This window comes from Streptodolium elevatio, from assembly GCF_053592165.1.
Genome location: NZ_JBSFVE010000023.1, coordinates 86,096 through 110,694 on the forward strand (window position 1 = coordinate 86,096; position 24,599 = coordinate 110,694).

At 72.1% G+C, this 24,599-nt stretch carries 20 protein-coding genes; 7 read left to right on the forward strand and 13 right to left on the reverse strand.

Going from position 1 to position 24,599, the window contains the following annotated elements; genetic code table 11:
- Nucleotides 1-119: 119 nt before the first annotated feature.
- Together ACWD12_RS33040 and abc-f are read right to left on the reverse strand one after the other, a co-directional pair.
- Nucleotides 120-344 (reverse strand): helix-turn-helix domain-containing protein, encoded by a 225-nt coding sequence (locus ACWD12_RS33040; RefSeq protein ID WP_235057814.1) that lies wholly within the window; start codon nt 342-344, stop codon nt 120-122.
- Between the two features lie 500 nt (nt 345-844).
- Nucleotides 845-2,443 (reverse strand): ribosomal protection-like ABC-F family protein, encoded by a 1,599-nt coding sequence (abc-f, locus tag ACWD12_RS33045; protein ID WP_358348700.1) that lies wholly within the window; start codon nt 2,441-2,443, stop codon nt 845-847.
- Between the two features lie 316 nt (nt 2,444-2,759).
- Between abc-f and ypfJ the strand changes: the two genes are divergently transcribed.
- Nucleotides 2,760-3,668 carry a KPN_02809 family neutral zinc metallopeptidase gene (gene ypfJ, locus ACWD12_RS33050; RefSeq protein WP_358348703.1) on the forward strand — a complete coding sequence of 303 codons (909 nt, stop codon included), beginning with the start codon at nt 2,760-2,762 and terminating at the stop codon, nt 3,666-3,668.
- 122 nt (nt 3,669-3,790) lie between these two features.
- Here ypfJ and ACWD12_RS33055 read toward each other — a convergent pair whose 3' ends face one another.
- On the reverse strand, nt 3,791-4,378 hold the full coding sequence (locus ACWD12_RS33055) for an ATP-binding protein (protein ID WP_358348705.1): 588 nt from the start codon (nt 4,376-4,378) through the stop codon (nt 3,791-3,793).
- Between the two features lie 265 nt (nt 4,379-4,643).
- Between ACWD12_RS33055 and ACWD12_RS33060 the strand changes: the two genes are divergently transcribed.
- The 4 genes from ACWD12_RS33060 (at nt 4,644) to ACWD12_RS33075 (ending at nt 10,548) form a co-directional block, all read left to right on the forward strand.
- Nucleotides 4,644-4,892, forward strand: a complete 249-nt coding sequence (locus ACWD12_RS33060) for a DUF6191 domain-containing protein (RefSeq protein WP_450102645.1) — start codon at nt 4,644-4,646, stop codon at nt 4,890-4,892.
- A gap of 206 nt (nt 4,893-5,098) precedes the next feature.
- The gene (locus tag ACWD12_RS33065; RefSeq protein WP_450102646.1) at nt 5,099-8,848 is read left to right on the forward strand and encodes a hypothetical protein; all 3,750 of its coding nucleotides are present in this window, start codon (nt 5,099-5,101) and stop codon (nt 8,846-8,848) included.
- 155 nt (nt 8,849-9,003) lie between these two features.
- The gene (locus tag ACWD12_RS33070) at nt 9,004-9,642 is read left to right on the forward strand and encodes a DUF2889 domain-containing protein (protein ID WP_450102647.1); all 639 of its coding nucleotides are present in this window, start codon (nt 9,004-9,006) and stop codon (nt 9,640-9,642) included.
- A gap of 321 nt (nt 9,643-9,963) precedes the next feature.
- Nucleotides 9,964-10,548, forward strand: coding sequence for a Uma2 family endonuclease (locus tag ACWD12_RS33075; protein ID WP_358348716.1), 585 nt, complete (start codon nt 9,964-9,966; stop codon nt 10,546-10,548).
- A 108-nt stretch (nt 10,549-10,656) separates the two neighbouring features.
- On the opposite strand, the gene pgl is transcribed toward ACWD12_RS33075, so the two are convergent.
- The 6 genes from pgl to tkt form a co-directional block, all read right to left on the reverse strand.
- Nucleotides 10,657-11,457, reverse strand: coding sequence for a 6-phosphogluconolactonase (gene pgl, locus ACWD12_RS33080; RefSeq protein WP_358348719.1), 801 nt, complete (start codon nt 11,455-11,457; stop codon nt 10,657-10,659).
- Nucleotides 11,454-12,662 carry a glucose-6-phosphate dehydrogenase assembly protein OpcA gene (gene opcA, locus ACWD12_RS33085; protein ID WP_450102648.1) on the reverse strand — a complete coding sequence of 403 codons (1,209 nt, stop codon included), beginning with the start codon at nt 12,660-12,662 and terminating at the stop codon, nt 11,454-11,456. Before opcA ends, pgl begins: the two co-directional genes overlap by 4 nt.
- Entirely contained in the window at nt 12,659-14,203 is a 1,545-nt protein-coding gene (zwf, locus tag ACWD12_RS33090; RefSeq protein ID WP_358348725.1) for a glucose-6-phosphate dehydrogenase, read from the reverse strand. The genes opcA and zwf overlap by 4 nt, the downstream gene beginning before the upstream one ends.
- Nucleotides 14,200-15,912: a glucose-6-phosphate isomerase gene (locus tag ACWD12_RS33095; protein ID WP_450102649.1), complete on the reverse strand. Its 1,713-nt coding sequence runs from the start codon at nt 15,910-15,912 to the stop codon at nt 14,200-14,202. The genes zwf and ACWD12_RS33095 overlap by 4 nt, the downstream gene beginning before the upstream one ends.
- Nucleotides 15,913-16,073: 161 nt before the next feature.
- A complete protein-coding gene (gene tal / locus ACWD12_RS33100; protein ID WP_450102650.1) occupies nt 16,074-17,183 on the reverse strand; it encodes a transaldolase in 1,110 nt (369 codons plus the stop codon).
- A gap of 74 nt (nt 17,184-17,257) precedes the next feature.
- A complete protein-coding gene (gene tkt, locus ACWD12_RS33105) occupies nt 17,258-19,348 on the reverse strand; it encodes a transketolase (protein ID WP_450102651.1) in 2,091 nt (696 codons plus the stop codon).
- Nucleotides 19,349-19,589: 241 nt separating this feature from the next.
- Between tkt and ACWD12_RS33110 the strand changes: the two genes are divergently transcribed.
- Together ACWD12_RS33110 and ACWD12_RS33115 are read left to right on the forward strand one after the other, a co-directional pair.
- Entirely contained in the window at nt 19,590-20,534 is a 945-nt protein-coding gene (locus ACWD12_RS33110) for a heme o synthase (protein ID WP_435838978.1), read from the forward strand.
- Between the two features lie 95 nt (nt 20,535-20,629).
- Nucleotides 20,630-21,010 carry a hypothetical protein gene (locus tag ACWD12_RS33115; RefSeq protein ID WP_358348738.1) on the forward strand — a complete coding sequence of 127 codons (381 nt, stop codon included), beginning with the start codon at nt 20,630-20,632 and terminating at the stop codon, nt 21,008-21,010.
- 107 nt (nt 21,011-21,117) lie between these two features.
- On the opposite strand, the gene ACWD12_RS33120 is transcribed toward ACWD12_RS33115, so the two are convergent.
- The 4 genes from ACWD12_RS33120 to ACWD12_RS33135 all read right to left on the reverse strand — a co-directional run bounded on the left by ACWD12_RS33120 (nt 21,118) and on the right by ACWD12_RS33135 (nt 24,592).
- Nucleotides 21,118-21,735, reverse strand: coding sequence for a helix-turn-helix domain-containing protein (locus ACWD12_RS33120; RefSeq protein ID WP_358348740.1), 618 nt, complete (start codon nt 21,733-21,735; stop codon nt 21,118-21,120).
- Between the two features lie 104 nt (nt 21,736-21,839).
- Nucleotides 21,840-22,826 carry a COX15/CtaA family protein gene (locus tag ACWD12_RS33125; protein ID WP_450102652.1) on the reverse strand — a complete coding sequence of 329 codons (987 nt, stop codon included), beginning with the start codon at nt 22,824-22,826 and terminating at the stop codon, nt 21,840-21,842.
- 57 nt (nt 22,827-22,883) lie between these two features.
- Entirely contained in the window at nt 22,884-23,612 is a 729-nt protein-coding gene (locus tag ACWD12_RS33130; protein ID WP_450102673.1) for an ABC transporter permease, read from the reverse strand.
- A gap of 50 nt (nt 23,613-23,662) precedes the next feature.
- Nucleotides 23,663-24,592, reverse strand: coding sequence for an ABC transporter ATP-binding protein (locus tag ACWD12_RS33135; protein ID WP_450102653.1), 930 nt, complete (start codon nt 24,590-24,592; stop codon nt 23,663-23,665).
- Nucleotides 24,593-24,599: the final 7 nt, after the last annotated feature.

Consider the following 24,599-nt stretch of genomic DNA (forward strand, 5'->3'; position numbering starts at 1 on the left):
GAAGCAGGTCGGGTGGCCGCACGTGAGAGATGGTACCGGCTGGTAACTTCACGAGCCGTCGGCTGGTGCGATGCAGTGCAAGAGCTGTGCAGGCAGTACAAGGTGGAGCTCGGGAGGGCTCAGGAAGACGTAGCCCTGGTCTTGCCGCGCGTGGCCCCGCCCCTTCCGCGCAGGGTCACACCCGATTCGCTCAGCATCCGGTGCACGAAGCCGTAGGAACGGCCCGTCGCCTCCGCAAGTGCGCGGATACTGGCGCCGGAGTCGTACTGTTTCTTGAGGTCCGCCGCGAGCTTTTCGCGCGCGGCGCCGGTCACCCGGCTGCCCTTCTTCAGAGTCTCGGCCACACGTGCCTCCTCATGGGAAGTGCGCTCTGGGTTCCCATGATCACCCCTCGCGGGCGGCAAGGCCAGTGATTCCGCGGAGCCCGTGGGCCCGACCGCGGGCCTTGATCCGCCCGCCGACGGGCAAGATCCATCGTCCGGAACCCCGGGTTCCGGCGGGAATTCCTTGACCTTGTCCGCTGTTGGTCCACAAAGCCGCTGGTCACCCACAAGGTCTACGACCTTGCTCAGCGTGGCTGATCATTTGGTTGGGTGTGCGCCGGGGAGATCCGGAGTTTGGGATTCCTCTTGTGAGGATTTCGTGTGGGAATCCCTGTCGGCCCGGGAAACCCCGGCGTCAGCGGGTTGTTCGGGCACTGCCGGGCCGAACCGCCAGGCCCGGAACGCGCATCGGCGGCGGTCTCGACGGCTCCCCGGCAGTGACCGCGGCCGTACCCTCGGAGTTGCCCCGGGCGCCTCGGCGGTGGCCGCTCCCTCGGCGGTGCCTTACGTGCCGGTCCCGCTCAGGCGAGGGCGACCAGGTCGGCGTAGTCCGCACTCCACAGATCCTCGACGCCGTCCGGCAGCAGGATGATGCGCTCCGGCTGCAGCGCCTCGACCGCGCCCTCGTCGTGCGTCACCAGCACGACGGCGCCCGCGTACGAGCGCAGCGCCCCCAGGACCTCTTCGCGGCTCGCGGGGTCGAGGTTGTTGGTCGGCTCGTCGAGCAGCAGCACGTTGGCCGCCGAGACCACCAGCGTCGCCAGCGCGAGACGGGTCTTCTCGCCGCCGGACAGCACCGCGGCCGGCTTGTCGACGTCGTCGCCGGAGAACAGGAACGAGCCCAGCACCTTGCGTACTTCGACCAGGTCCATGTCGGGCGCGGCGGAGCGCATGTTCTCCAGCACGGTGCGCTCCGGGTCCAGCGTCTCGTGCTCCTGCGCGTAGTAGCCGAGCTTGAGGCCGTGGCCCGGCTCGACGCGGCCGGTGTCCGGCTGCTCGACGCCGGCCAGCAGCCGCAGCAGCGTGGTCTTGCCGGCGCCGTTGAGGCCGAGGATGACGACGCGCGAGCCCTTGTCGATCGCGAGGTCGACGTCCGTGAAGATCTCCAGCGAGCCGTACGACTTGGACAGCTCCGACGCCATGAGCGGCGTCTTGCCGCACGGCGCGGGGTCGGGGAACCGCAGCTTGGCGACCTTGTCGGACTGGCGGACGCCCTCGAGCCCGGACAGCAGCCGCTCGGCCCGCCGGGCCATGTTCTGCGCGGCCACGGTCTTGGTCGCCTTGGCGCGCATCTTGTCGGCCTGCGACATGAGCTGCGCGGCCTTCTTCTCGGCGTTGTCGCGCTCGCGCTTGCGGCGGCGCTCGTCCGTCTCACGCTGCGTCAGGTACGCCTTCCAGCCCACGTTGTAGACGTCCAGCGCGGTGCGGTTCGCGTCCAGGTGGAACACCTTGTTGACGCACGTCTCGACCAGGTTCACGTCGTGGCTGATGACGATGAACCCGCCCTTGTACGTCTTCAGGAAGTCCCGCAGCCAGACGATCGAGTCGGCGTCGAGGTGGTTCGTCGGCTCGTCGAGCAGCAACGTGTCGGCGTCCGAGAACAGGATGCGGGCCAGTTCGACGCGGCGGCGCTGACCGCCGGACAGCGTGTGCAGCGGCTGCGACAGGATGCGGTCCGGCAGGCCGAGGCTGGCGGCGATCGTGGCCGCCTCCGCCTCGGCGGCGTACCCGCCCTTGGTGAGGAACTCGGTCTCGAGGCGCGCGTATCGGCGCATCGCCTTCTCGCGTGCCTCGCCGGCCGAGTTGGACATGGTCTGCTCGGCGGCGCGCATGCCCGCGATGGCGCTGTCGAGTCCGCGCGCGGAAAGGATCCGGTTGCTGGCGAGCACGTCCAGGTCGCCGGTACGCGGGTCCTGCGGCAGGTAGCCGACCTCGCCGGTCCGCGCGATGCTTCCGGCGGCCGGCTGCGTCTCGCCCGCGAGGGTCTTGGTCAGCGTGGTCTTGCCGGCGCCGTTGCGGCCGACGAGGCCGATGCGGTCGCCGGGGGCAACCCGGAAGGTGGCCGATTCGAGGAGGATGCGGGCGCCCGCGCGCAGTTCGACGGCGGTGGCATTGATCATGTCGGGGACGTGGCTCCAGATAGGGCCGGAAGTCGGCTCCGGCGGACAGGGGCATGGGGACCTCAGAGGGCGGCGTGCACCGCCTCGCCCTAATGCACCCCGCGGTCACGCAGCGGATTGAAAGCCCTCACGACCATACGCGTCAGTCTAGCCGGAGACCCGCCGTACGCCGGTCGCCACCCGTCGCGCCACGACCGCGCCTCCACCGCGTCGGGCGGGCGACGGGTGGTCCGGGTGCTGCGCATGCCGCCGGCACGGAGCACCTTTAAATTCTGACAAAAGGGATGTTGATCTCCGCCGGACGACGGGTGGTCCCATGCAGTTCAACGACGACGCCAATCTCGACACGTCGCAGATCGAGGACTCCCGGGGCTCCCGAGGCGGTGGCGGCGGGCTGCGCGGCCCCGGCCTCAAGATCGGCGGCGGCGCCGGGATCCTGGTCGCCATCGTCGCGCTGATCTTCGGCATCAGCCCGGACCAACTCGGCCTCGCGGACGGCGGCGGGGGCGGCAGCGACATCCCGGCCGACAACCAGGCGCTCGCCGACTCCTGCCGTTCCGGGCGGGACGCCAACGCGCGCGACGACTGCCGCGTCGTCGGCGTGGTCAACAGCGCGCAGGGCTACTGGGACGGCGAGTTCACGGCCCGCGGCGGCCGCTACACGGCCGCGCCGACCCGGTTCTTCAGCGGCTCGGTCGGCACCGCGTGCGGCGGCGCGACCTCGGCGGTCGGCCCGTTCTACTGCCCGGCCGACCGGAAGGTCTACATCGACCTGGGCTTCTTCGACGACCTGCGCACCAAGTTCGGCGCGAAGGGCGGGCCGTTCGCCGAGGCGTACGTGATCGCGCACGAGTACGGCCACCACATCCAGAACCTCACCGGCCAGATGGCGAAGGTCGGCAACGACCGGCAGGGACCGCAGAGCGGTGCCGTACGCCTCGAACTCCAGGCCGACTGTTACGCCGGCGTGTGGGCGAAGAACGCCACCCGGCCGCAGCCGGACGGTACTGCGCCGCTCATCACGCAGCTGACCGACCAGGACATCGCCGACGGCCTCGACGCCGCCGCCGCGGTCGGCGACGACCGCATCCAGCAGGAGTTCCAGGGGCGGGTGAACCCGGAGAGCTGGACGCACGGTTCGGCGGCGCAGCGGCAGCAGTGGTTCACCCAGGGGTACCGCACGGGCGACATGGCCTCGTGCGACACGTTCGCGGGCCGGATCTGACGCGTCGTCCGCTCAGGGGTGCGCGGCAAGCCCTGCACGGCGTACCGGCGCCCCCGTGATGTGCCCGCGAGCCCGACGTGGCCCACGAGCGCATCGGGCCCTGTCGGCCCGGCGGCACGTGTTCAGTCCCGGAGCACGTCGACGTCGCACCACACGACCTTGCCGCCCGGCACCGGACGGCTGCCCCACGACTCCGCGAGGGCCTCCACCAGCAGCAGGCCGCGCCCGTGCTCGTCCGCGGAGGCCTCGGCGACCGACTTCGCCCGGCGCGGGCGCGGCAGCAGCGCCCCCGCGTCGGTCACCGCGATCCGGATCGTGCGATCGCCGCGCAGCACCTCGACGGTGACGGTGGTCGACTGCGGCGAGTGCTGCACGGCGTTGGTGACGAGTTCGGAGACCAGGAGTTCGAGGACGTCGAGCGGTTCGCCCGGTATCTCACCCCGTATCGACCCGCGTAGCGCGTGCCGCGCACGCGGGACCGCCTCGACCGTCGCGGGCAGACACAGCGAGAAGACCATGGATGCGGAGCCCTGCGGGACCGCCGGCACCGGGTGCTGCGCCTGCCCCGGATGCCGGCCCGGGGCACCTCCGGCCGCGGTCGCCTGGGCCGGGATGGGCGGTGCGGTCGACGAGTGGACCTGTGTGTGGACCGGATTCGGTGTGTCGGATCTGGACTCCCCGTGCTGCCGCAGCGGTGCGGTCTCGCCCACAGCTCCCCCTGATCGCCGGATCGTGCTGCTCGCCGTGCACTCGGACGGATCCTCGATTCCCTTGTATGTGAGATCGACTTGTGCGGGGCGCGCGAAACCTCGTTGGCGGTAACAGACACGGACGAGGCACGCCCGGCAGGTGCACGGGTGGTGGTCCGGAACCGGGGGCGCACGCCCGGCGCACCGGGGTGGCGACGGCGCGTACCGTGGCAGGGAGAGAGTCACCGCGCCACGTCGTGGCGCTCTACCGGCGGGAGCGCGCCACGTGATAGGCGGCATCTTCGAGGAGTTGTTCAGTCCGGGGCGCAAGCACACCAACGACGAGCACAACCGACTCGCGCTCGCCCGCGACGACGACCACGAGCAGGGCGGCCCCGGGCCGATCGACCTGGACAAGGGCGTCGTGGTGATCCGCCGCACAGTCCCGGCCGCGGCACCGGCCGCCGCACCGGCCGGGGGCGGCGGTACGGAAGCCGCCGCGGACGGATCCGCGCGGCCCGGGGACGGTTCCTGAGGCCGCGAAATCCGGCCGCCGGCCGACCCCCGCGTCGGCTCTGACCTGCCCCGGTCGGCTCCGTGCCGGGAACCAACCGGCGCGCTGCGACGTCCCGCTTGCCGGGTGGTGCGTACGGTACGACCGCCCTGTGCCGACACGCTGCGCGGGCGCTACCGTCGGCACGAGAAGCGGCAACAGAAGAGTCCGCGTCACGGAGGATCCGCATGCAGCCACGGCTTGAGGCCACCCTGGCCGACTTCGTCCCGGCCCTGCGCTTCCTGCCCCCCGACCGCGTGGACCGGCATCTGGGCCACCCGGGCCTGCCGCCCGCGTGGTGGACGAGCGTGCCGATCTCGCGCGCCGTCGACGCGATCGGCGCGGCCGAACTCCCCGACCGGCTGGCGGACCTGGCGTACGGCGAGCTCCGCCACCTGCGCCTCGGCGACCTGCTCCCGGCGGCGTGGCTCGCCCGCAACGACTTCCGGCTCTCCCAGTGGCCCGACGCCGCCCGCACGAACGTCCTGGTCAGGACGCCCGACTGGGCGGACCTGCTGACCGCGACCGTGCAGGAGATCGGCGACTGGACCCAGATCGGCACGTCGACCGTGCGCCCGGTGATCTCCCAGTTGTTCGCGGAGGTCCTGGGGCTGCTGCCCGACGACGCACGCACCGTGGGCGCGCCGGCCGTGCCCGACGGCGCGGCAGACGACTCCGTTGCGGATTCCGTGGCGGGGCCCGCGGAAGAACGTGTGGAAGAATCCGGGGAAGGATCCGTCGACGCCTCCATCGCGGGCGGCTCCGGCGAGACTCCGGCGGAGGCCGCGGAAAGTGCCGCCGAGGCCCTCGCGGAGGCACCCGTTTCGGCGCCGTCTCCGCGCGGTATCCGGATCAGCAAGCGGCCGCCCGTCACACCCGTCGCCGAGCCGGCGGCGGACACCGAACCGGAGCCGGAGCCGCCGTCGGTCGCGCACGAGGCGCAGTCCGCGTACGCCGGTTACGGTGACCCGTCCGCGGACTCCGGCCTCGAACCGGTCAGCGACCTCCTCGACGCGATCGAGGACGAGCTGCGGCCGGTCAGCATGCCCGCCCCGCCGACCGGCGACCTCGGTGACGTCGTGCGCTGGCTCGCCGAGGAGGCGCCGGACGTCCCGCTGATGTCCGAACTCGCCCGCGTGACGCTGGAGACCGTGGCCGTCGTCGGTATCGAGGGCGCACCTCCGGAGGTGCGCACGGCGCTGTTGCGCCTGACCTCGCTGGTGCCGGAGACCCTGCTGCCCGAGGGGCTGGACGTCTCCGAGGACGCCCTCGCGGTGCCCGGCGCCGAGTTGGAGGACCCCTACAACGCCCCCGAGATGACCGCGATGCTCGGCGCCGTACGCCCGGACGACGCCGCCTTCGCACCCGACACCGCCGCCGACGACGAGCCCGAGTCCGGCTCGGCGTCGGACGCCTGGTCCGACAGCCGCGGGGAGCCCGAGCGGGACGCGCGCCCGGCGTTCGGCGCGGACGACCTGACCATGCTGGCGATGCCCGCGGCCACCTCCGAGCCGCCGCGCGTGCCGCCGGTGGGTGCGGACGACCTGACGATGCTCGCCATGCCCACCGTCACCCCCGCCGACGGCGGTGACGAGGGCATCGACGACGGCGCCGGCCACCCGGACCACGCCGCGGATTCGGAGCGTCGGGACGACTCGGAGGACTCCGGCGCGCACCCCTGCGGCGGCGCGTTCGACGGCTTCGGCGAGGTGCCTCCCGCCACCCGCGAGGACCGCGCCGTACGCCCCGAAGCGCCGCGGGAGCCCGCCGACGACGCCATGGACGCCTTCGGCGAGATCCCGCCCGCCACGCGCGAGGACCTGCCCGCGCAGCCCGCGCCGCGCGACGAGCCGCGGTCCGAACCGCGGGACGGCCGCGACGCCGCGGAACGTTCGGTCGACGCGTTCGGCGAGATCCCGCCGTCGACGCGCGACGACATCCCGGTGCCGTCCGCCGCGCGATCCCGGGAACCCGAGGTGTTCGCATCTCCCCCGGCGTTCCACCCGCAGTCCGGTAAGCACACCGAGGCACAGCCGGATTCACAGTCCGAGTGGGACGCGGACGAGGTACTGGACCCGACGTCGCTCGGCGTCGGTCCGTCGTGGATCCGCGGCGGTGGCGCCAAGGCACTGCCGGGTCAAGGCGGCGACAGCGGCACTGCGGGTGCCGGCGACGACGCGGGTGCCGGCGACACGGACGACGAGGTGACGGTCGAGGTCGACTCCCGGCCCATCGCCGCCGACACCGCGGAAGCCGTCCCGGACGCCCGCGACCCGCGCGCCGAAGCCGCCGCCGCGAAGGCCGCGGCGGCCGCCCGGGCCGAGGCGGCACGGGCGGAGAAGGCGGCACGCTCGGAGGCCGCCGCGCACTCGGAGGCGTCCGCGCTGCCGGAGACGCAGCAACCGGCCGGTGCCGTCCCGGACATCGTGATCCCGCCGAAGCCGACGCAGCCGCCGCCCATCCCGCCGCGCCCCACGACGGCGCCGCCGGTGTCGGGTGGCGACGTGGCCGATACGGGCGGCGCGGGAGCGGACGCCGGTGCGGCCACCGCAATCGATCACGGTACGGACTCCGTCGAGGGCGCGTCGTCTTACACCGACTCCGACGACGCCCCCGCCCCCGTCTCCGCCAACATCGTCATGGTGCTCGCGGGGTGGTTCTCCGGCCGCGAACCGCGCTGGCGAACCCTCGCCCGGGACCGGCTGTTCACCGACAGCCCGCGCGAACTCTCGTCCATCGCGGCCGAGTTCGACAAGGACACGGCGGAGGTCGCGGCGCTGGAACGGGCGTTGCGACAGCACCTGCACGCGCAGCTGGACGAGCCGGGCGGAAGCCAGGTGCGCGAACACCTCGCCTACGTGCGCGACAGCCTCGGCCCGGTGGCCACGGTCGCCGAACTCCGCGAACTCGACGACCGGCACAGCGCGTCGGTGCCGGGGCTCGGCGTGCAATTGTGGCAGGTCGTACGCGGCCTGCTCGACCTCAACACGTCCGCCGACGGGTGGATCACCGCCGGCGCGCCCGGTGAACTGGAGTCGCGCACCTCGGAGATCGTCGGAGCCGCGTGCGAACGCGACGGCTCCGTCCCACTGGCGGCCCTCGAACCGCCGCTGTCCGCACTGGGCGTGCGCGTCAAGGTGCGCGAGGCGTGGATCGCCCGGCTCGACGGCTTCGAGATCGCGGACGGCGTCGTACGCCCGTGGCCGCGCGACGAGTCGGGCGAGGCCGCGGCGGTCCCGGAGACGGGCGAGAACGAGGCGGCCGCGGCCACCGTGGAGGCGGCGCGTCCCGACCCCGACCCGGGATCCGGAACGGGCTCCGGGACCGGTCCCGAGGCCGCGTTCGGCTCGGAACCCGGCATGCCGTCCTGGACCGCGCCCGGCTCGGCCGCCGCGCCGGCGGAACCGGACCCGGACGCCGATCCCGGCGAAGCGGCCCGCTGCTTCCGCGACGACCAGGGCGTCTGGTGGTACCGGGTGGACGTCGACATGCCGCTGATCGACGGCGAACGCCTGCCGCTGCCGCCGCAGTTCGTACTGTCCCTCGGCCTGCGTCCGGACCAGGGGCTGCGCCTGCACCACGCCGCGGGTCCCGCCGCGCTGCGGTGGGAGCGGGAGCCGTACTGCGTCTCGCTGCGCGCCATCCTGGCCGGACTCGGCGCCGAGGACGGCGACATGGTGTTCATCGGCTCGGTGCGGCCGGGGCGCCTGGAGACGCGGCTGCTGGCCGGCGACGGCAAGCTGCGGCTGCCGCGCTGGGCGCGTGCGCTGCGGCACACCGGCGTCGACCCCGTCCCCGACCAGGTCAACCTGCCCGCCCTGCTGGGCGCCCGGCTGGGGCTCGACGCGAACTGCGACCTGAAGGCCGTCCTCAAGCGGCTCCAGGACCGGGGCGACGCCGACGTCCTGGAGCTCCTGGGGGTGGCACCCGCCCGCTGAGCCGCCGCACTCCCACGGCCACGACCACGGGAACGTGAGCATCGACTATCCCGTCATCGGCACCCCGGTGGCGGGATAGTTGTATCAGTCAGGCAAACTGCGGTGAGGAGCCGAAGCCGCGCCACCGGACGTCCGGGGCGCAGGAGGGGGCGGGGATGAACGGGACGACCGGCGGGACCGCGGCGCGGGAGACGGGCGGCACGGAGCGGGTGCCGCTCCCGGTGCACCGCCGCACGCTGACCTTCGACGCGTTCGAGGAAGGCGGCGACCTGTTGGTGACCGCGTACCTGCGCGACGAGCGGCCCTGGCAGACCGACGGGCGGGCGGTGCTGCACCACATGCAGTTGGACGTACGCGTCCGCAAGTCCGACATGGTCATCACCGCGGCCGACGCCGGCATGCACAGCTTCCCGCACGCCGAATGCCCGCTGATCGCACCGAAGTTCGGGGAACTGGTCGGGATGCGGGTGGGTGCGGGCTTCAACTCCCGGCTCCAGGAGGGGTTCCGAGGTGTCTCGGGGTGCTCCCACCTGTTCGAGCTGTCCCGCGCGCTCGGGTCCGCGGTGTTCCAGAGCGTCATGTCCTGCCACGCCAGGGCGCGTCTCGAGGCGAACCCGGTCCCCCGCCCCGGCCTGCACCCCCTCCCCGCGGACGTCGTCGAACGGGTGGTCGCGCCGATCCGCGGTACGTGCCACATCTGGTCCGAAGGCGGCGTCGCCGAGACCAAGGTGCGGGCGGGCGTGGACCTGAACCACGGCCCGTACCCGATCCCCGCACTCGGCACCGCCGACTGACTGGCCGACACCGACCAACCGGCGCCGGCCGACAGGCACCGGGCGACAGGCACCGGCCGACAGGCACCGGCCGACAGGCACCGGCCGACAGGCACCGACCGACAGGCACCGACCGAGAAGGCGCCCGCTGACAGGCGCCGACCGACCTGACGTCGGCTCACCGCCGACCGGCAGCCGCCCCCGGAACTCCCTTGCGGGCCGGGCGGACAGCAGCGTTAGGCCAAACGGGTGACGTCACTCGAACACCCGGACGCGCCACCCTTTCGCCACTACCTTCTGTCGACGGACGATCACATTCCGATCACTCGACCGGAGGATTCGATGATCGCTGTCCGCCATTCCGACAGTTCGCTCTCAGAGCTTCTGCACGCTTTCGATGTCCCGGACTCGCTCCGGGCGGAGATCCTCGGGGGAGTCATCGTCATGTCACCGCTCATGCGCGGCCGCCACGCGCTCACCGTCGACCAGGTCCGCCGCCAACTCCAGGCCGCGTGCCCCGCCGACCACCGGCCCATCGGCGGCATCCGCTACCGATGCCCGGCCACCGGCGACGAGCCGATCCCGGACCTGACCGTCGTCCCGGACAAGGCGCTGGACGCGGACCTGCGCTTCCACTCCATGGACATCGTCGAACTCGTCGTCGAGGTCGGCTCCGAGTCCAGCATCAGGAACGACCGCGAACCCAAGCGCCTGCTGTACGCGAGCGAAGGCGTCCCGCTCTACCTGCTCGTCGACCCGCTGCTCGCCCTCGTCACGCTCTACACCGACCCGCAGCACGGCGACTACCTCGCCCACCACACCGTCACCTATGGCGACCCGATCACGATCCCGGAGCCCTTCGGACTCCGCCTGGAGACCGCCGAGTTCCCCGCCAAGCCGCACCGGGGACGCCTCCGCCTGTCCTGACCGCGCCCACTCCCGGTACCTGGAGTCCGGGTACCTGGAGCACCGGCAGACACGCGTGGGGCGGCTCCCGGAACTCCGGGAGCCGCCCCACCTGTTCGTCTCCGCCCGCTAAGGCGACGCGATGCGGTTCAGACCGGGCGGCAGCTGCGCGGCCGCGGAACGGTCCAGTATCCACAGGGTGTTGCGGCGGCCGTACGCGCCCGCCGCGGGGACCTGCTTGTCGCCGCCGCCCGCGAGGGCGATCCGCACGGCCGACGCCTTGTCCTCGCCCGCGGCCAGCAGCCAGACGTCCTTGGCGGTACGGATCGCCGGGAACGTCAGGGTGATCCGGGTCGGCGGCGGCTTCGGGGCCCCGCGTACCGCCACCACGGTCCGCGCGGTCTCCTGCACCGCGGGCAACTCCGGGAACAGCGAGGCGACATGGGTGTCCGGGCCGACGCCGAACATCGCGACGTCGAAGGACGGGACGTCCACCCCGCCCCGTTCCCCCGCCGTCTCCGCCCGTGCCGCGACGGCCAGTTCCGCCGCGTAGCGGGCCGCCGCGGCCTCCGGGTCGCCGCCGTCCGGCCCGTCGGAGGCCGGCATGGGGTGCACGAACTCCGGGGTGAGCGGCAGCTTGTCGAGCAGTTCGGCGCGGGCCTGCGTCTCGTTGCGGTCCGGGTCGCCGCTCGGCAGGAACCGCTCGTCGCCCCACCACACGTGGACGTGCGCCCAGTCGACCGCGTCCCGGGCCGGGGACTCGGCCAGTTCACGCATCAGCGCGTTGCCGTTGCGGCCGCCGGTGAGCACGATGTGCGCCACCCCCCGGGCGGCCTGCGCGTCGACGAGCCGGGTGATGAGCCGGGCCGCCGCCGCGCGGGCGAGGAGCGTGCCGTCCGCGTGGATCAGGACCGCGGGCGTCGCGGTCACGACGAACCACCGCCGGAGCGCTTGCGCGGCGACCGGGACGAGGACGACGACGAGGAAGACGAAGACGACGAACGCGAGTTCGCGGACTTCGCGGTCTTCTTCGTGGCACCGGACGGGTTCGGCGCGTTCGACCCGCCTCCGGACGTACGCGAGGCCGCCCGCTTCGCCGCCGGCTTCGCGACGTCCGCGGTGTCCGCCATCGTCGGGCCGCCGGGCAGCGCGGCGAGCGCCACCGACGACTGCTCGTTCGCGGCCGCCTCCGCGGCGGCGTCGGACGGGTCGGCGGACTTGCCGGCCGCCTTGGCCTCCTCCGCCGCGTGCGCGAGCGTGGTGGCGTAGACGTCGTCCGGGTCGAGTCGGCGCAGCTCCTCGGCGATCAGCTCGGCCGCGTCACGCCGCTTGAGGGCGACGTGCCGGTCCGGCTGGCCCGGCGTGGACAGCGTGGCCAGCACGCCGTCGGGCCGGGTGATCGCGATGTCGCCCTGCACGGTGGTCAGGCGTACCGCGGTGATGCCGGGGCCGGCCGAGACGACGCGCTCCACCGGGACCTTCAGGCGGTCGGACAGCCACAGCGCGAGCAGTTCGGCACTCGGGTTGCCCGCCTTGGCCTCGACCGAGGCACCGGTGATCCGCTCGTAGCGCTGGTCGAGCGCGGCGGCCAGCAGGCTGCGCCACGTCGTGGTGCGCGTCCACGCGAGGTCGGTGTCGCCGGGCACGTAGCCGGACGCACGGATCTCCAGCCAGTCGGTGCGCCGGGGCGCCGCGACCGCGTCGGTGATCCTGCGCTGCGCGAGCACGCCGAGCGGGTCCTTGCTGGCCGTCTCCGGTGCCTTGCCCGGCCACCACACCACCACCGGGGCGTCCGGCAGCAGCAGCGGCAGGCACACCGACTCGGCGTGCTCGGCCAGTTCGCCGTGCAGCCGCAGGACCACCGTCTCGCCCGCACCCGCGTCACCCACACGCACCTCGGCGTCGAGGCGCGGCGGGATGTCCGGTCCGGGGCGGCCGATGACCACGAGGATGCGCGAGGGGTGCTCGCGGGCCGCCTCGACGGCGGCCTTCATGGCGTCGTACTGGTTGCTCTCGTCGGTGACGATGACCATCGTGAGCACCATGCCGAGGGCGGGTGACCCGATGGCGTGCCGCGCGTCGACCAGCGCCGCGTTGACGGCACTGGATTTCGTGTCGATCAGGTCGATCATCATGGGCGGCGCCAGCTCCGTCCGTCACGTGCGAGCATTTGGTCGGCTGCCTCGGGGCCCCACGTCCCGGAGACATAGGTGTCGGGCTTGCCGTGCTTGTCCCAGTACTTCTCGATCGGGTCGAGGATCTTCCAGGACGCCTCGACCTCCTCCCAGCGCGGGAACAGCGGGGCGTCGCCGAGGAGTACGTCGAGCAGCAGGCGCTCGTACGCCTCCGGACTCGACTCGGTGAAGGACTCGCCGTACGCGAAGTCCATGTTGACGTCCCGGACCTCCATCGCGGTGCCGGGCACCTTGGAGCCGAACCGCAGCGTCATGCCCTCGTCCGGCTGCACCCGGATCACCAGCGCGTTCTGCCCCAGCTCCTCGGTCGCGGTCTCGTCGAACGGCAGGTGCGGGGCGCGCTGGAACACGACGGCGATCTCGGTGACGCGGCGGCCGAGGCGCTTGCCGGTGCGCAGGTAGAACGGCACGCCCGCCCAGCGGCGGTTCTCGATCTCCAGCTTTATGGCCGCGTACGTGTCGGTGCGCGACGACGCCGAGATGCCGTCCTCCTCCAGGTAGCCGCAGACCTGCTCACCGCCCTGCCAGCCGGACGTGTACTGCGCGCGCACGGTGTGCTTGCCCAGGTCGTCCGGCAGCTTGATGGAGTTGAGCACCTTGAGCTTCTCGGCCACCAGCGAGTCGGCCTCGAACGACTGCGGCTCCTCCATCGCGGTCAGTGCGAGGAGTTGCAGCAGGTGGTTCTGGATGACGTCGCGCGCCGCGCCGATGCCGTCGTAGTAGCCGGCCCGGCCGCCGATGCCGATGTCCTCGGCCATGGTGATCTGCACGTGGTCGACGTACGAGCGGTTCCACAGCGGCTCGAACATCGTGTTGGCGAAGCGCAGCGCCAGGATGTTCTGGACGGTCTCCTTGCCCAGGTAGTGGTCGATGCGGAAGACCGACTCGGGCGGGAAGACGTCGTCGACGATGTTGTTGAGCTCGATCGCCGTCTCCAGGTCGCGGCCGAACGGCTTCTCGATGACCGCCCGCCGCCACGAGTCGGCGTGCGGCGGGTCGGCGAGGCCGTGCTTCTTCAGCTGCGCGACGACGAGGGGGAAGAACTTCGGCGGTACGGAGAGGTAGAAGGCGTGGTTGCCGTGCGTGCCCTGCTTCTGGTCCAGCTCGGCGATCGTCTGGCGCAGGTGGTCGAACGCCTCGTCGTCGTCGAAGTCGCCCTGGACGAACCGGAATCCCTCGGAGAGCTGGCGCCACACCTCCTCGCGGAAGGGGGTGCGGGCGTGCGCCTTGACCGCGTCGTACACGACCTGGCCGAAGTCCTCGTCGGCCCAGTCGCGGCGGGCGAAGCCGGTGAGCGCGAAGCCCGGCGGCAGCAGGCCGCGGTTGGCCAGGTCGTAGATCGCGGGCATCAGCTTCTTGCGGCTCAGGTCGCCGGTCACCCCGAAGATCACCAGGCCGGACGGCCCCGCGATGCGTGGCAGACGGCGGTCCTGCGGGTCACGAAGCGGGTTCGCGGGCCAAACAGCCGGCGAGCGTGTCATGCGGCACCCTCCAGTGCGCGTGCGTCGGACAGCAGACCTGCCAGGGCTTCGGCGGGGTCCAGGAGGTGGAGGCGCAGCACCGGGCGGCCGCGCGCGGTGAGCGCGCGGAGGTCGCCGAGCGCCTGGGCCTTTTGCAGCTGCGCGAAGGTGTACGGGCGGCCAGCCACCGGCAGGTCGCCGGTGACCTCGCTGGTGATCTGCAGGAACGCCCCGACTTGCGGGCCGCCCTTGTGGAACTGGCCGGTCGAGTGCAGGAACCTCGGCGCCCAGCCGAAGGTGACCTGCCGGTCGCCGAGCGCGCGGGCGAGCAGCGGGCGCAGGTCCGGCGCGCCGGTGTCACCGCCGCGGTCGAGGTACGCCATGACCGCCAGGTAACCGCGTTCCGGTACGGCCGCGAGCAGCGCGCGCAGGGCGTCCTGAACGGTGGCGGTGTCGCCGAGCAGGTCGGCGTCGCCGTACACCGCGGTCCCGCCGTCGACGAACGCCGCGGTGCCTTGGGGCAGCGTGCCCTCGGCGGCGAGCGTGTCGAGCAGCTTGGCGGTGTTGTCCTTCGATTCCTGGACGTTGGGCTGGTCGAAGGGGTCGATGCCGATGATGCGGCCGGCGACGGCGGTGGCGTACTCCCAGAGCAGGAACTGCGCGCCGAGCGGGCCGGTGACGGCGATGTCGGGGGTCCCGGGTGCGGCGGACGAATCGGCCGCGGCGGACGGAGCGGTGATGTCGCCGCTACCCGCGCCGACGGCCGCGACCACGGCGTCGCGCCCCCGGCCGGCGATGCCGGGCGCGTCGGGGCCCTCGACGACGACCGGCAGGATGCCGCGGCCCTGCTTGCCGGTGGACTCCGCGATCAACTGCTCGGCCCAGTCCCCGAAACCGGGCAGGCCGGCGCCGTCGGAAAGGACGAGTTTGTCGCGGCCGGACGCGGCGGCCGCGCCGAGTGCGGCGCCGAGCAGCAGCCCGGGGTTGTCGGTGGCACCGCCGAGGGCCGGGGCGAGTGCCGCGGCCTCGTCGAGCAGACGTGCCACGTCGGCGCCGGCGAGGGCGCTCGGCACCAGGCCGAACGCGGTCAGCGCGGAGTAGCGCCCGCCCACATTGGGGTCGGCGAGGACGACCGTGTAGCCGGCCTCCCGCGCGGACTTCTCCAGCGGCGATCCGGGGTCGGTCACCACGACGATGCGCGCGGCGATCTGGCTCGGTGTCAGACCCGCGTCGCGGAACGCCTGTTCGAAGGCGCGGCGGTGGCTGTCGGTCTCGATCGTGCCGCCGGACTTGCTGGCGACCACGACGACGGTGCGTTCGGTGCGTTCGCGGAGGGCGCGGCGCAGCTGGTCGGCGTCGGTGGTGTCGACGACGGTGAGGGGGACTCCGTGGACCGCGGCGACGACCTCGGGGGCGAGCGAGGAGCCGCCCATCCCGGCCAGGACCACGTGGTCGAGTCCTTCGGCGCGGACCTGCTCGCGGAGTTCGGCGAGCTGCGGCAGCAACGCCCGGGAGGAGGCGGGGAGGCCGACCCAGCCGAGGCGCACGGCCGCCTCGGACTCGGCGTCCGGTCCCCACAGGGTGGGATCCGACGCGGCGAGCCGCGCGGGAACCTTGTCGGTGATCGACGTCGCGACGGCGTCGTGGACAGCTGCGGCACGGACGAGGTCACCGGTGACGGTGACTTCCACGCCGCCGGCGGCCACGCGTTCGTCGAATGCGTGTTGCACGGGCGGTCAGCCCTCCTGTGTTGTGGAGTCTGCTGAAATCATGCCCTGATTGCGTGGATTTCCCCGGTTGTCACGGCCGAACGGGTGACGTTCGGCCGTGACAACCGAAGAGTGCTGCTATAGGGCTCCGACGAGGGATCGAGGCCCGGGGACGCGCCGGTTCACGGGCGCAGGCGCTGGAGCTCCTTCTGCACGGAGTCCAGGAGTTCGTTCCACGAGGTCTCGAACTTCTCCACGCCCTCGTCCTCGAGGAGCTGCACGACCTCGTCGTACGAGACCCCCAGCTGCTCCAGCGCGGCCAGGTCGGCGCGGGCCGCGTCGTACGTCCCGCGCACCGCGTCGCCGTGGATGTCGCCGTGGTCGGCGACCGCCTCGAGCGTGGCCTCCGGCATCGTGTTCACGGTGCCGGCGACCACGAGCTCGTCGACGTACAGCGTGTCCTTGTAGGCCGGGTCCTTGACCCCGGTCGACGCCCACAGCGGACGCTGCGGGTTGGCCCCCGCGGCGGCCAGCGCCTTCCAGCGGTCGGAGGCGACGACCTCCTCGTACGCCTCGAACGCCAAGCGCGCGTTGGCCAGTCCGGCCTTGCCGCGCAGCGCCTTCGCCTCGTCGGTGCCGAGCTTGTCGAGGCGCCCGTCGATCTCGGTGTCCACGCGGGACACGAAGAAGGACGCCACCGACTCGACCTCGGCGAGGTTGAGGCCGGCCTCCTTGGCGCGCTCCAAGCCGGTCAGGTACGCGTCCATGACGGCCTTGTAGCGCTCCAGCGAGAAGATCAGCGTGACGTTGACGCTGATGCCCTCGGAGATCGCCTGCGAGATGGCGGGCAGGCCCGCCTTCGTCGCCGGGATCTTGATGAACAGGTTCCGGCGGTCGACGAGCCACCACAGCTGGCGGGCCTCGGCGACGGTCGGCTCGGTCTTGTGCGCGAGCCGCGGGTCGACCTCGATCGACACGCGGCCGTCGACGTGGTTGCTCGCCACGTACACCGGCTTGAGCACGTCGCACGCGCGCCGCACGTCCTGCACGGTGATCATGCGCACGGCTTCTTCGACCGTGACCTCGCGGACCGCGAGGTCCCGCAGCTGGGCGTTGTAGTCGTCCTTGCCCGAGATGGCCTTCTGGAAGATCGCCGGGTTCGTGGTGACGCCGACGATCTCCTTGTCGCGCACGAGTTCGGCGAGGTTGCCGGAGTCGAGGCGGGCACGGCTCAGGTCGTCGAGCCAGATAGCCACACCCTCGGCGGAGAGGCGACGGAGGTTGTCCGTCATGTCTTTCGCTCCTCAGTGGTCGGTGAATGACCGATCGAGTGGTCGCTGAATGTCTTTAGCCGGTCTCGTCCGGCTCAAGCGCCCGCGGCGCGCAGGGATTCCCGCGCGGCCGTCACGACCGCCGCGGCGGTGATGCCGAACTCCGCGAAAAGCGTCTTGAAGTCAGCGGATGCCCCGAAGTGCTCGAGCGACACGATCTTTCCGGCGTCGCCCACGATCTCGCGCCAGCCGAGCGCGATACCGGCCTCGACCGAGACGCGCGCCTTCACGTTCGGCGGGATGACGTGCTCGCGGTACGACTGGTCCTGCGCGTTGAACCACTCGATCGAGGGCATCGACACGACGCGCGTCGCGATGCCCTCGGCCTCCAGGGTCTCGCGCGCCTGCACGGCGAGCTGCACCTCGGAGCCGGTGCCGATCAGCACGACCTGCGGCAGCCCCTTCGACGCCTCGGCGAGGATGTAGCCGCCCCTGGCGGCGCCCTCGGCCGAGTTGTGGTCGTCGCGCTCGAACGTCGGGACGTCCTGGCGGGTCAGCAGCAGGCCGGCCGGGCGGTCGGTGTGCGACAGGATCGTGCGCCACGCGACGGCCACCTCGTTGGCGTCCGCCGGGCGGACGACGTCGAGGCCGGGGATCGCGCGCAGCGCGGCGATGTGCTCGATCGGCTGGTGGGTCGGGCCGTCCTCGCCCAGGCCGATCGAGTCGTGCGTCCACACGTACGTGACCGGCAGCTTCATCAGCGCGGCCAGGCGCACGGCCGGGCGCATGTAGTCGGAGAACACCAGGAAGGTGCCGCCGAACACGCGGGTGCCGCCGTGCAGCGCGATGCCGTTCATGGTCGAGCCCATGGCGTGCTCGCGGATGCCGAAGTGGATCGTGCGGCCGTACGGGTCCGCGGACTTCAGCGCGTTGCCGACCGGCAGGAACGAGCTGGACTCGTCGATCGTGGTGTTGTTCGACTCGGCGAGGTCGGCGCTGCCGCCCCACAGCTCGGGGATGACGCCGCCCAGCGCCTCCAGCACCTTGCCGGACGCCTTGCGGGTGGCCATCGGCTTGCCGGTCTCGAAGGCCGGGAGGGCCTGCTCCCAGCCGTCGGGCAGCTGCCGCTTGGCGACGCGCGCGAGGGTCGCGGCGCGCTCCGGGTTGGCGGCACGCCACGTGTCGAGCGCGGTGTCCCATTCGGCGCGGGCGGCGCGGCCGCGGTCGACGACCTTGCGGGCGTGCGCGAGGACCTCGTCGGCCACCTCGAAGCTCTGCTCGGGGTCGAAGCCGAGGATCTTCTTGGTCGCGGCGACCTCGTCGGCGCCGAGCGCGGAGCCGTGCGCCTTGGCGGTGTTCTGCGCGTTCGGCGCGGGCCACGCGATGGTGGTGCGCATCGCGATCATCGTCGGGCGGCCGGTCTCGGCGCGGCCGGCGAGCAGCGCGGCGTACAGCGCGTCGACGTCGATGTCGCCGTTGGGCAGCGGCTCGATGCGCAGGGTGTGCCAGCCGTAGGCCTCGTAGCGCTTGAGGACGTCCTCGCTGAACGCGGTCTCGGTGTCGCCCTCGATCGAGATGTGGTTGTCGTCGTACACCGCGACGAGGTTGCCGAGCTTCTGGTGACCGGCGAGCGAGCTGGCCTCGGCGGAGATGCCCTCTTCCAGGTCGCCGTCGGAGACGATCGCCCAGATGGTGTGGTCGAACGGCGAGGTGCCGGCGGGCGCCTCCGGGTCGAACAGACCGCGCTCGTAACGGGCCGCCATCGCCATGCCCACCGCGTTGGCGAGACCCTGGCCCAGCGGGCCGGTGGTGGTCTCGACGCCGGAGGTGTGGCCGTGCTCGGGGTGGCCGGGCGTACGGCTGCCCCAGGTGCGGAACGCCTTCAGGTCGTCCAGCGTCAGGCCGTAGCCCGACAGGAAGAGCTGGGTGTACAGCGTCAGGCTGGTGTGCCCCGGGGACAGCACGAAGCGGTCGCGGCCGGCCCAGTCGGGGTCGACCGGGTCGTGCTTGAGGAGCTTCTGCCAGATGAGGTAGGCCGCGGGTGCGAGGCTCATCGCCGTACCCGGGTGGCCGTTGCCGACCTTCTGCACGGCGTCCATCGCGAGGACACGAGCCGTGTCCACCGCGCGCTTGTCGAGATCGGTCCACTCCAGCGCGCTGCTGTCGTTGGTCGGCATGGTGCTCACCCTTGTCAGGGCTCCTTCCGGTTTCTCCGGTTGATCGCCGAAATCGCGGGTCTACCGCCCGCGCGGCGTATACGGCACAAGGCCGAGCCTACCGGGGCACCGGGGACGTCACGCGGTGGAGGACTCCGGCCGGGTGGCCGACGGCGGCCGACGCCGCGCGGACGTGCCCCCCGCACAATTCACAAGCGAGCGAGGGACTACAGTTTCCCGTTAGTTCTAATCCGCTGCTGATGGGGTGTTCGTGACAGCCGTCGAATCCCGACCGGCCGGGCTCGCGGGACCTACCCGCGGCAGTCGTCCGCCGGCGGCCCGGGTCCTCGCGTTCGTGGCCCTCACGAAACCGCGCATCATCGAACTGCTGCTGATCAGCACGATTCCGGTGATGTTCCTGGCCGCCAAAGGGCTGCCGGACCTGAGCCTCGTACTGGTCGTCTGCTTCGGCGGTTACCTGTCCGCGGGCAGTGCAAACGCCTTCAACATGTACCTCGACCGGGACATCGACCGGCTGATGCACCGTACCGAGCGGCGCCCGCTGGTGACCGGCATGGTGTCGCCGCGCGAGTGCCTGGCGTTCGCCACCGCGCTCGGCGTGATCTCGACCGTGTGGTTCTGGGTGCTGGTCAACCCGCTGTCGGCGGGTCTGTCGGTGCTGGCGATCTTCTACTACGTCGTCGTCTACACGATGATGCTGAAGCGGCGTACCCCGCAGAACATCGTGTGGGGCGGCATCGCGGGCTGCATGCAGGTGCTCATCGGCTGGACCGCGGTCACGAACTCCCTTGCCTGGGCGCCGTTCGTGCTGTTCATGGTCATCTTCTTCTGGACGCCGCCGCACTACTGGCCGCTGTCGATGAAGTGCGCCGACGACTACGCGAACGCGGGCGTGCCGATGCTGCCGGTCGTGGCCGGCAACAAGGTCGTGGCCAAGCAGATCGTGGTCTACAGCTGGGTCATGGTCGCCACGTCGCTGCTGCTGTGGCCGACCGCCGACACCGGCTGGCTCTACCCGGCGGCGGCCCTGGTGCTCGGCGTGGCGTGGCTGTACGAGGCACATGCGCTGAACCGCCGCGCGAAGGCCGAAGAGACGGGCGCGAAGCTCAAGGAGATGCGCCTGTTCCACTGGTCGATCACGTACCTGACGCTGCTGTTCGTGGCGGTCGCGGTCGACCCGGTCATCTTCGGCTGAGTCCCTCACCTGCGGCGGCCTGGTCCGTGGATGCGCGACGCGCTGTGATGATCCCCACGGCGCCGGTCCGACGACCCGTCGGTAGCATCCTGCGCATGAGCGAGACAGAGACCGCCGCGGCGACTCCCCCGGCCGAGCCGGCGGACGCGGCACCGAAGACCGACCGCCAGGTGCGCCGCCTCGCGCGCAACCTCACACGGTTCTCGAGCCGCCACGCGGCGGGCGGCGACTCGACGGCCGACGCGGTCGTGGAGTACATCGGGCGCGACTCGACCCGCATCGTCGTCGTCGGCGCCGACGGCCAGTGGGGCGACCAGGTCGCGCGCGACCCGGAAACGGCGCGCAAGGCGATCGAGGCGGCCGGCCTGCGGCTGCACGACGAGTTCCCGAACGACGTGGCGCTGCGCGTCAAGACCGGGCAGTACGAGTGGACCCGCATGGCGGGCATCCAGATCGGCGGGCCCGCGAACGCCTGACGGCGGTCCGCCGCGGCATCCCGCCCGCGAACGGTCGGGAGCCGGCGGGAGCGGTCGGGAAACGGCCCTGCGGTGAACACCTCGGGCCCGCGGCCCGGCCCCAGGGGTCAGGTCTGCGGCGGCGCGTCCAGGACCGTGACGGACAGGAACTTGATGGGCAGTGCGACGAGTTCGTCGGGCCCGTGCGGTCCTTCGCCGTCGAACTGCAGCGTGTCGCCCGGGCGCATCGTGTAGCGGGCGTCGCCGTGCCCGTACACCATCTCGCCCTCCAGCATGTAGAGGACTTCGACGCCCGGGTGCTGGAAGAGCGGGAAGACCTCGCTGGACTCCGTCAGGGTGACCAGCACGGCTTCAAGTCGCTTGCGCGGGCCGCGCAGTTCGCCGAGCAGCTGGTAGTGGTGGCCGACGCGCGTGCCGCGGCGCACGATCTGGGCGCCGTGCCCGGCCGGCACGTACACCGCCTCGCGGTCCGAGTCGACGCCGCGGAACAGCGCGGTCACCGGCACCTTGAGCCCGTCGGCGATGCGTTCGAGTGTGGCCAGGCTGCACGACGTCTGCGAGTTCTCGATCTTCGACAACATCGCCTTGGACACCCCGACGAGTGTCGCCATCTCGGCGATCGACAGTCCGGCGGCACGGCGGTACTCGCGGACGCGGAGCGCGATGACACGCTCCAGTCGTCCGGTCCCCCGGCCCGATGGCGCGTCCGGCGCAGCGGCGGTCATGGCCGCAGATTAGTCCGTTCCGGTGAACGAGAGTTTGCCGGGGTGGCAAATTGTGATCTTGCCGGTCCGTCCGGGCCGGTGGGAGGTCGTATGCCGGCGGCGGGTCAGTAGCGCGTCGCGGTGACCGGCTCGTCGGCCTGCGCGGGTACCCCGGCGGCGTTCTCCGCCTTGCGGTCGGGGCCGTCTGCCCCGTCTGCCGCCTCAATTTGCTCGCCGCGCTCGCGCAGCCCGAAGAGGATCCGCGTGGTGGTGACCACGACCAGGCAGGCACCGAACATGTGCAGCGAGACCTGCCACTCGGGCAGACCGTTGAAGTACTGCGTGTACCCGATGAGGCCCTGCGGGACCATGACGCCGAGCAGCCACCACACCCGGTGCTGCGCGGCGGCGGGCGCGTCCGTGACACGCAACGCGAGCGCGAGCGCGATGGCCGCGCCCAGCAGCAGGAAGGCCAGGTCGGCGTGCAGCCATGCCATCTGGTCGACGTCGACGTCGAAGCGCCGGGCCTCTTCGTCGCCGGCGTGCGGGCCCGAGCCGGTGACGATCGTGCCGACGACGAGCAGCGCGGACAGTACGCCGATCGCGCCGGCCCCGAAGCGGCGGATCTCGCGGCGGACGAGCGGGCGTACCGGGCCGTCGCCCTCGCCGGAGCGTTCGTAGAGGGCGACCGCCGAGCCGATCATGAACATCGACACCAGCAGGTGGCTGGCCACGGCCGCCGGGTGCAGGTCCGTCAGGACCGTGATCCCGCCGACGATCGCCTGCCCGACGACCGCGAACAACTGGAACACCGCGAGGTAGCGGATCTCCTTGCGCACCGGCCGGTGCCGCCACGCCACCACGATCGCCGCGACCGCGATGGCCCCGACGACGTACGCCAGCATGCGGTTGCCGAACTCGATGAACGTGTAGATGTCGCTCTCACCGTGCGGCGTCCACTGGTCGTCGTTGCACCTCGGCCAGGTGTCGCACCCGAGCCCTGAACCGGTGAGCCGCACCAGCCCACCGGTGATGACGATCCCGATCTGAGCGCACAGGTTGGCAAGAAAGACCCGTCGCGCAAGCGGCGACACGGCAGACGGCGAACTCATGCCGCAAAGCGTACGTTGTGAACTCGTTCACGAAGTACACGGGGCCCTGCTCCGCGGCTACTCCCAGCGGAAGAAGCGGGCGGCGGCGGCCAGTCCGAGGACGGACCAGGCGGCGAGGATGCCGGCGTCGGCCCAGGGCATGGACGAGCCGTCGCGCAGGACGTCGCGCAGGCCGTCGGAGAGGGCCGCGATGGGGGTGAGTTGGAGCACCGCCTCGACGCCGCCCGGGAACTTGTCGAGCGGGATGATCACGCCGCCGCAGACGAGCAGGAGGATGAAGACCAGGTTCGCGGCGGCGAGGGTGGCCTCGGCGCGGAGGGTCCCGGCCATGAGGAGGCCGAGCCCGGAGAACGCGGCGGTGCCGAGGACCAGCAGCAGGACCACCGCGAGGGGGTTGCCGTGCGGGGACCAGCCGAGGGCGAAGGCGATCGTGGTCAACAGGGCGATCTGGAGGAGTTCGACGACGAGGACGCAGCCGGTCTTCGCGACCATGAGGCCCCAGCGCGGCAGCGGCGTCGCGCCGAGGCGCTTGAGGACGCCGTACCGGCGCTCGAAGCCGGTCGCGATGGCCTGGCCCGTGAACGCGGTGGACAGGACCGCGAGGGCCAGCAGGCCGGGGGCGAGGAAGTCGACGCGCTCCTCGCCGGGTGCCAGGTCGCCGACGTCGACGACGTCCACGGCGCTGAACAGCACGAGCAGGAGTGTGGGGATGACGATGGTGAGCAGCAGTTGTTCGCCATTGCGCAGCAGCATCTTGGTCTCGAGTGCGGTCTGCGCGGCGATCATGCGGCCGAGCGGGGCGGCCCCGGGCCTGGGGGTGAAGGTCCCCGTCGTCGTCACGGCCGCAGCTCCCGCCCGGTCAGTTCCAGGAACACGTCTTCGAGCGAGCGCCGCTCGACGGTCAACTTCTCCGGCATGACGCCGTGTTGCGCGCACCACGAGGTGACGGTCGCGAGCAGCTGCGGGTCGATGTCGCCCTCGACACGGTACGTCCCGCGCGCGACCTCGAACGCCTTGGCCCCCTCGGGCAGCGCGGCGATCATGTTCGCCAGGTCGAGCCCCGGAGGTCCGGCGAACCGCAGTGAGTTCTCCGCCCCGTCCCGGCACAGTGCCTCGGGCGAGCCGGAGGCGATGGCCCGGCCCCGGTCGACGATGTGCACGTCGTCGGCCAGTTTCTCGGCCTCGTCCATGAAGTGGGTGGTGAGGACGACCGTCACGCCGTCGTCGCGCAGGTCGCGGACCAGGTCCCAGGTCGCGTGCCGGGCGTGCGGGTCGAGCCCGGCCGTGGGCTCGTCGAGGAAGACGAGCTCGGGGCGTCCGACCACGGCGAGCGCGAGCGCGAGGCGCTGCTGCTGGCCACCGGACAGCCGCCGGTACGTGGTGCGCCCGCAGCTCTCCAGCCCCAGCCGCTCGATCAGCATCCCGACGTCGAGCGGGTGCGCATGCAGTTTGGCGACGTGCCGCAGCATCTCCTCGGCGCGCGCGCCCGCGTACACGCCGCCGGACTGCAACATGACCCCGACGCGCGGGCGCAGGCGCTCGCCGTCGGCGGCCGGGTCGAGTCCGAGGACGCGCACCGTGCCGCCGTCCGCGCGGCGGTAGCCCTCGCAGATCTCGATAGTGGAGGTCTTGCCCGCCCCGTTGGGCCCTAGCACGGCGGTGACGGTCCCGGCCTCGACGACGAGGTCGAGCCCGTCGACGGCGGTCTTGTCGCCGTACCTCTTGACGAGACCCGAGATCTCGACGGCCGGCTGCGGGGAGTCCATGGCCGAA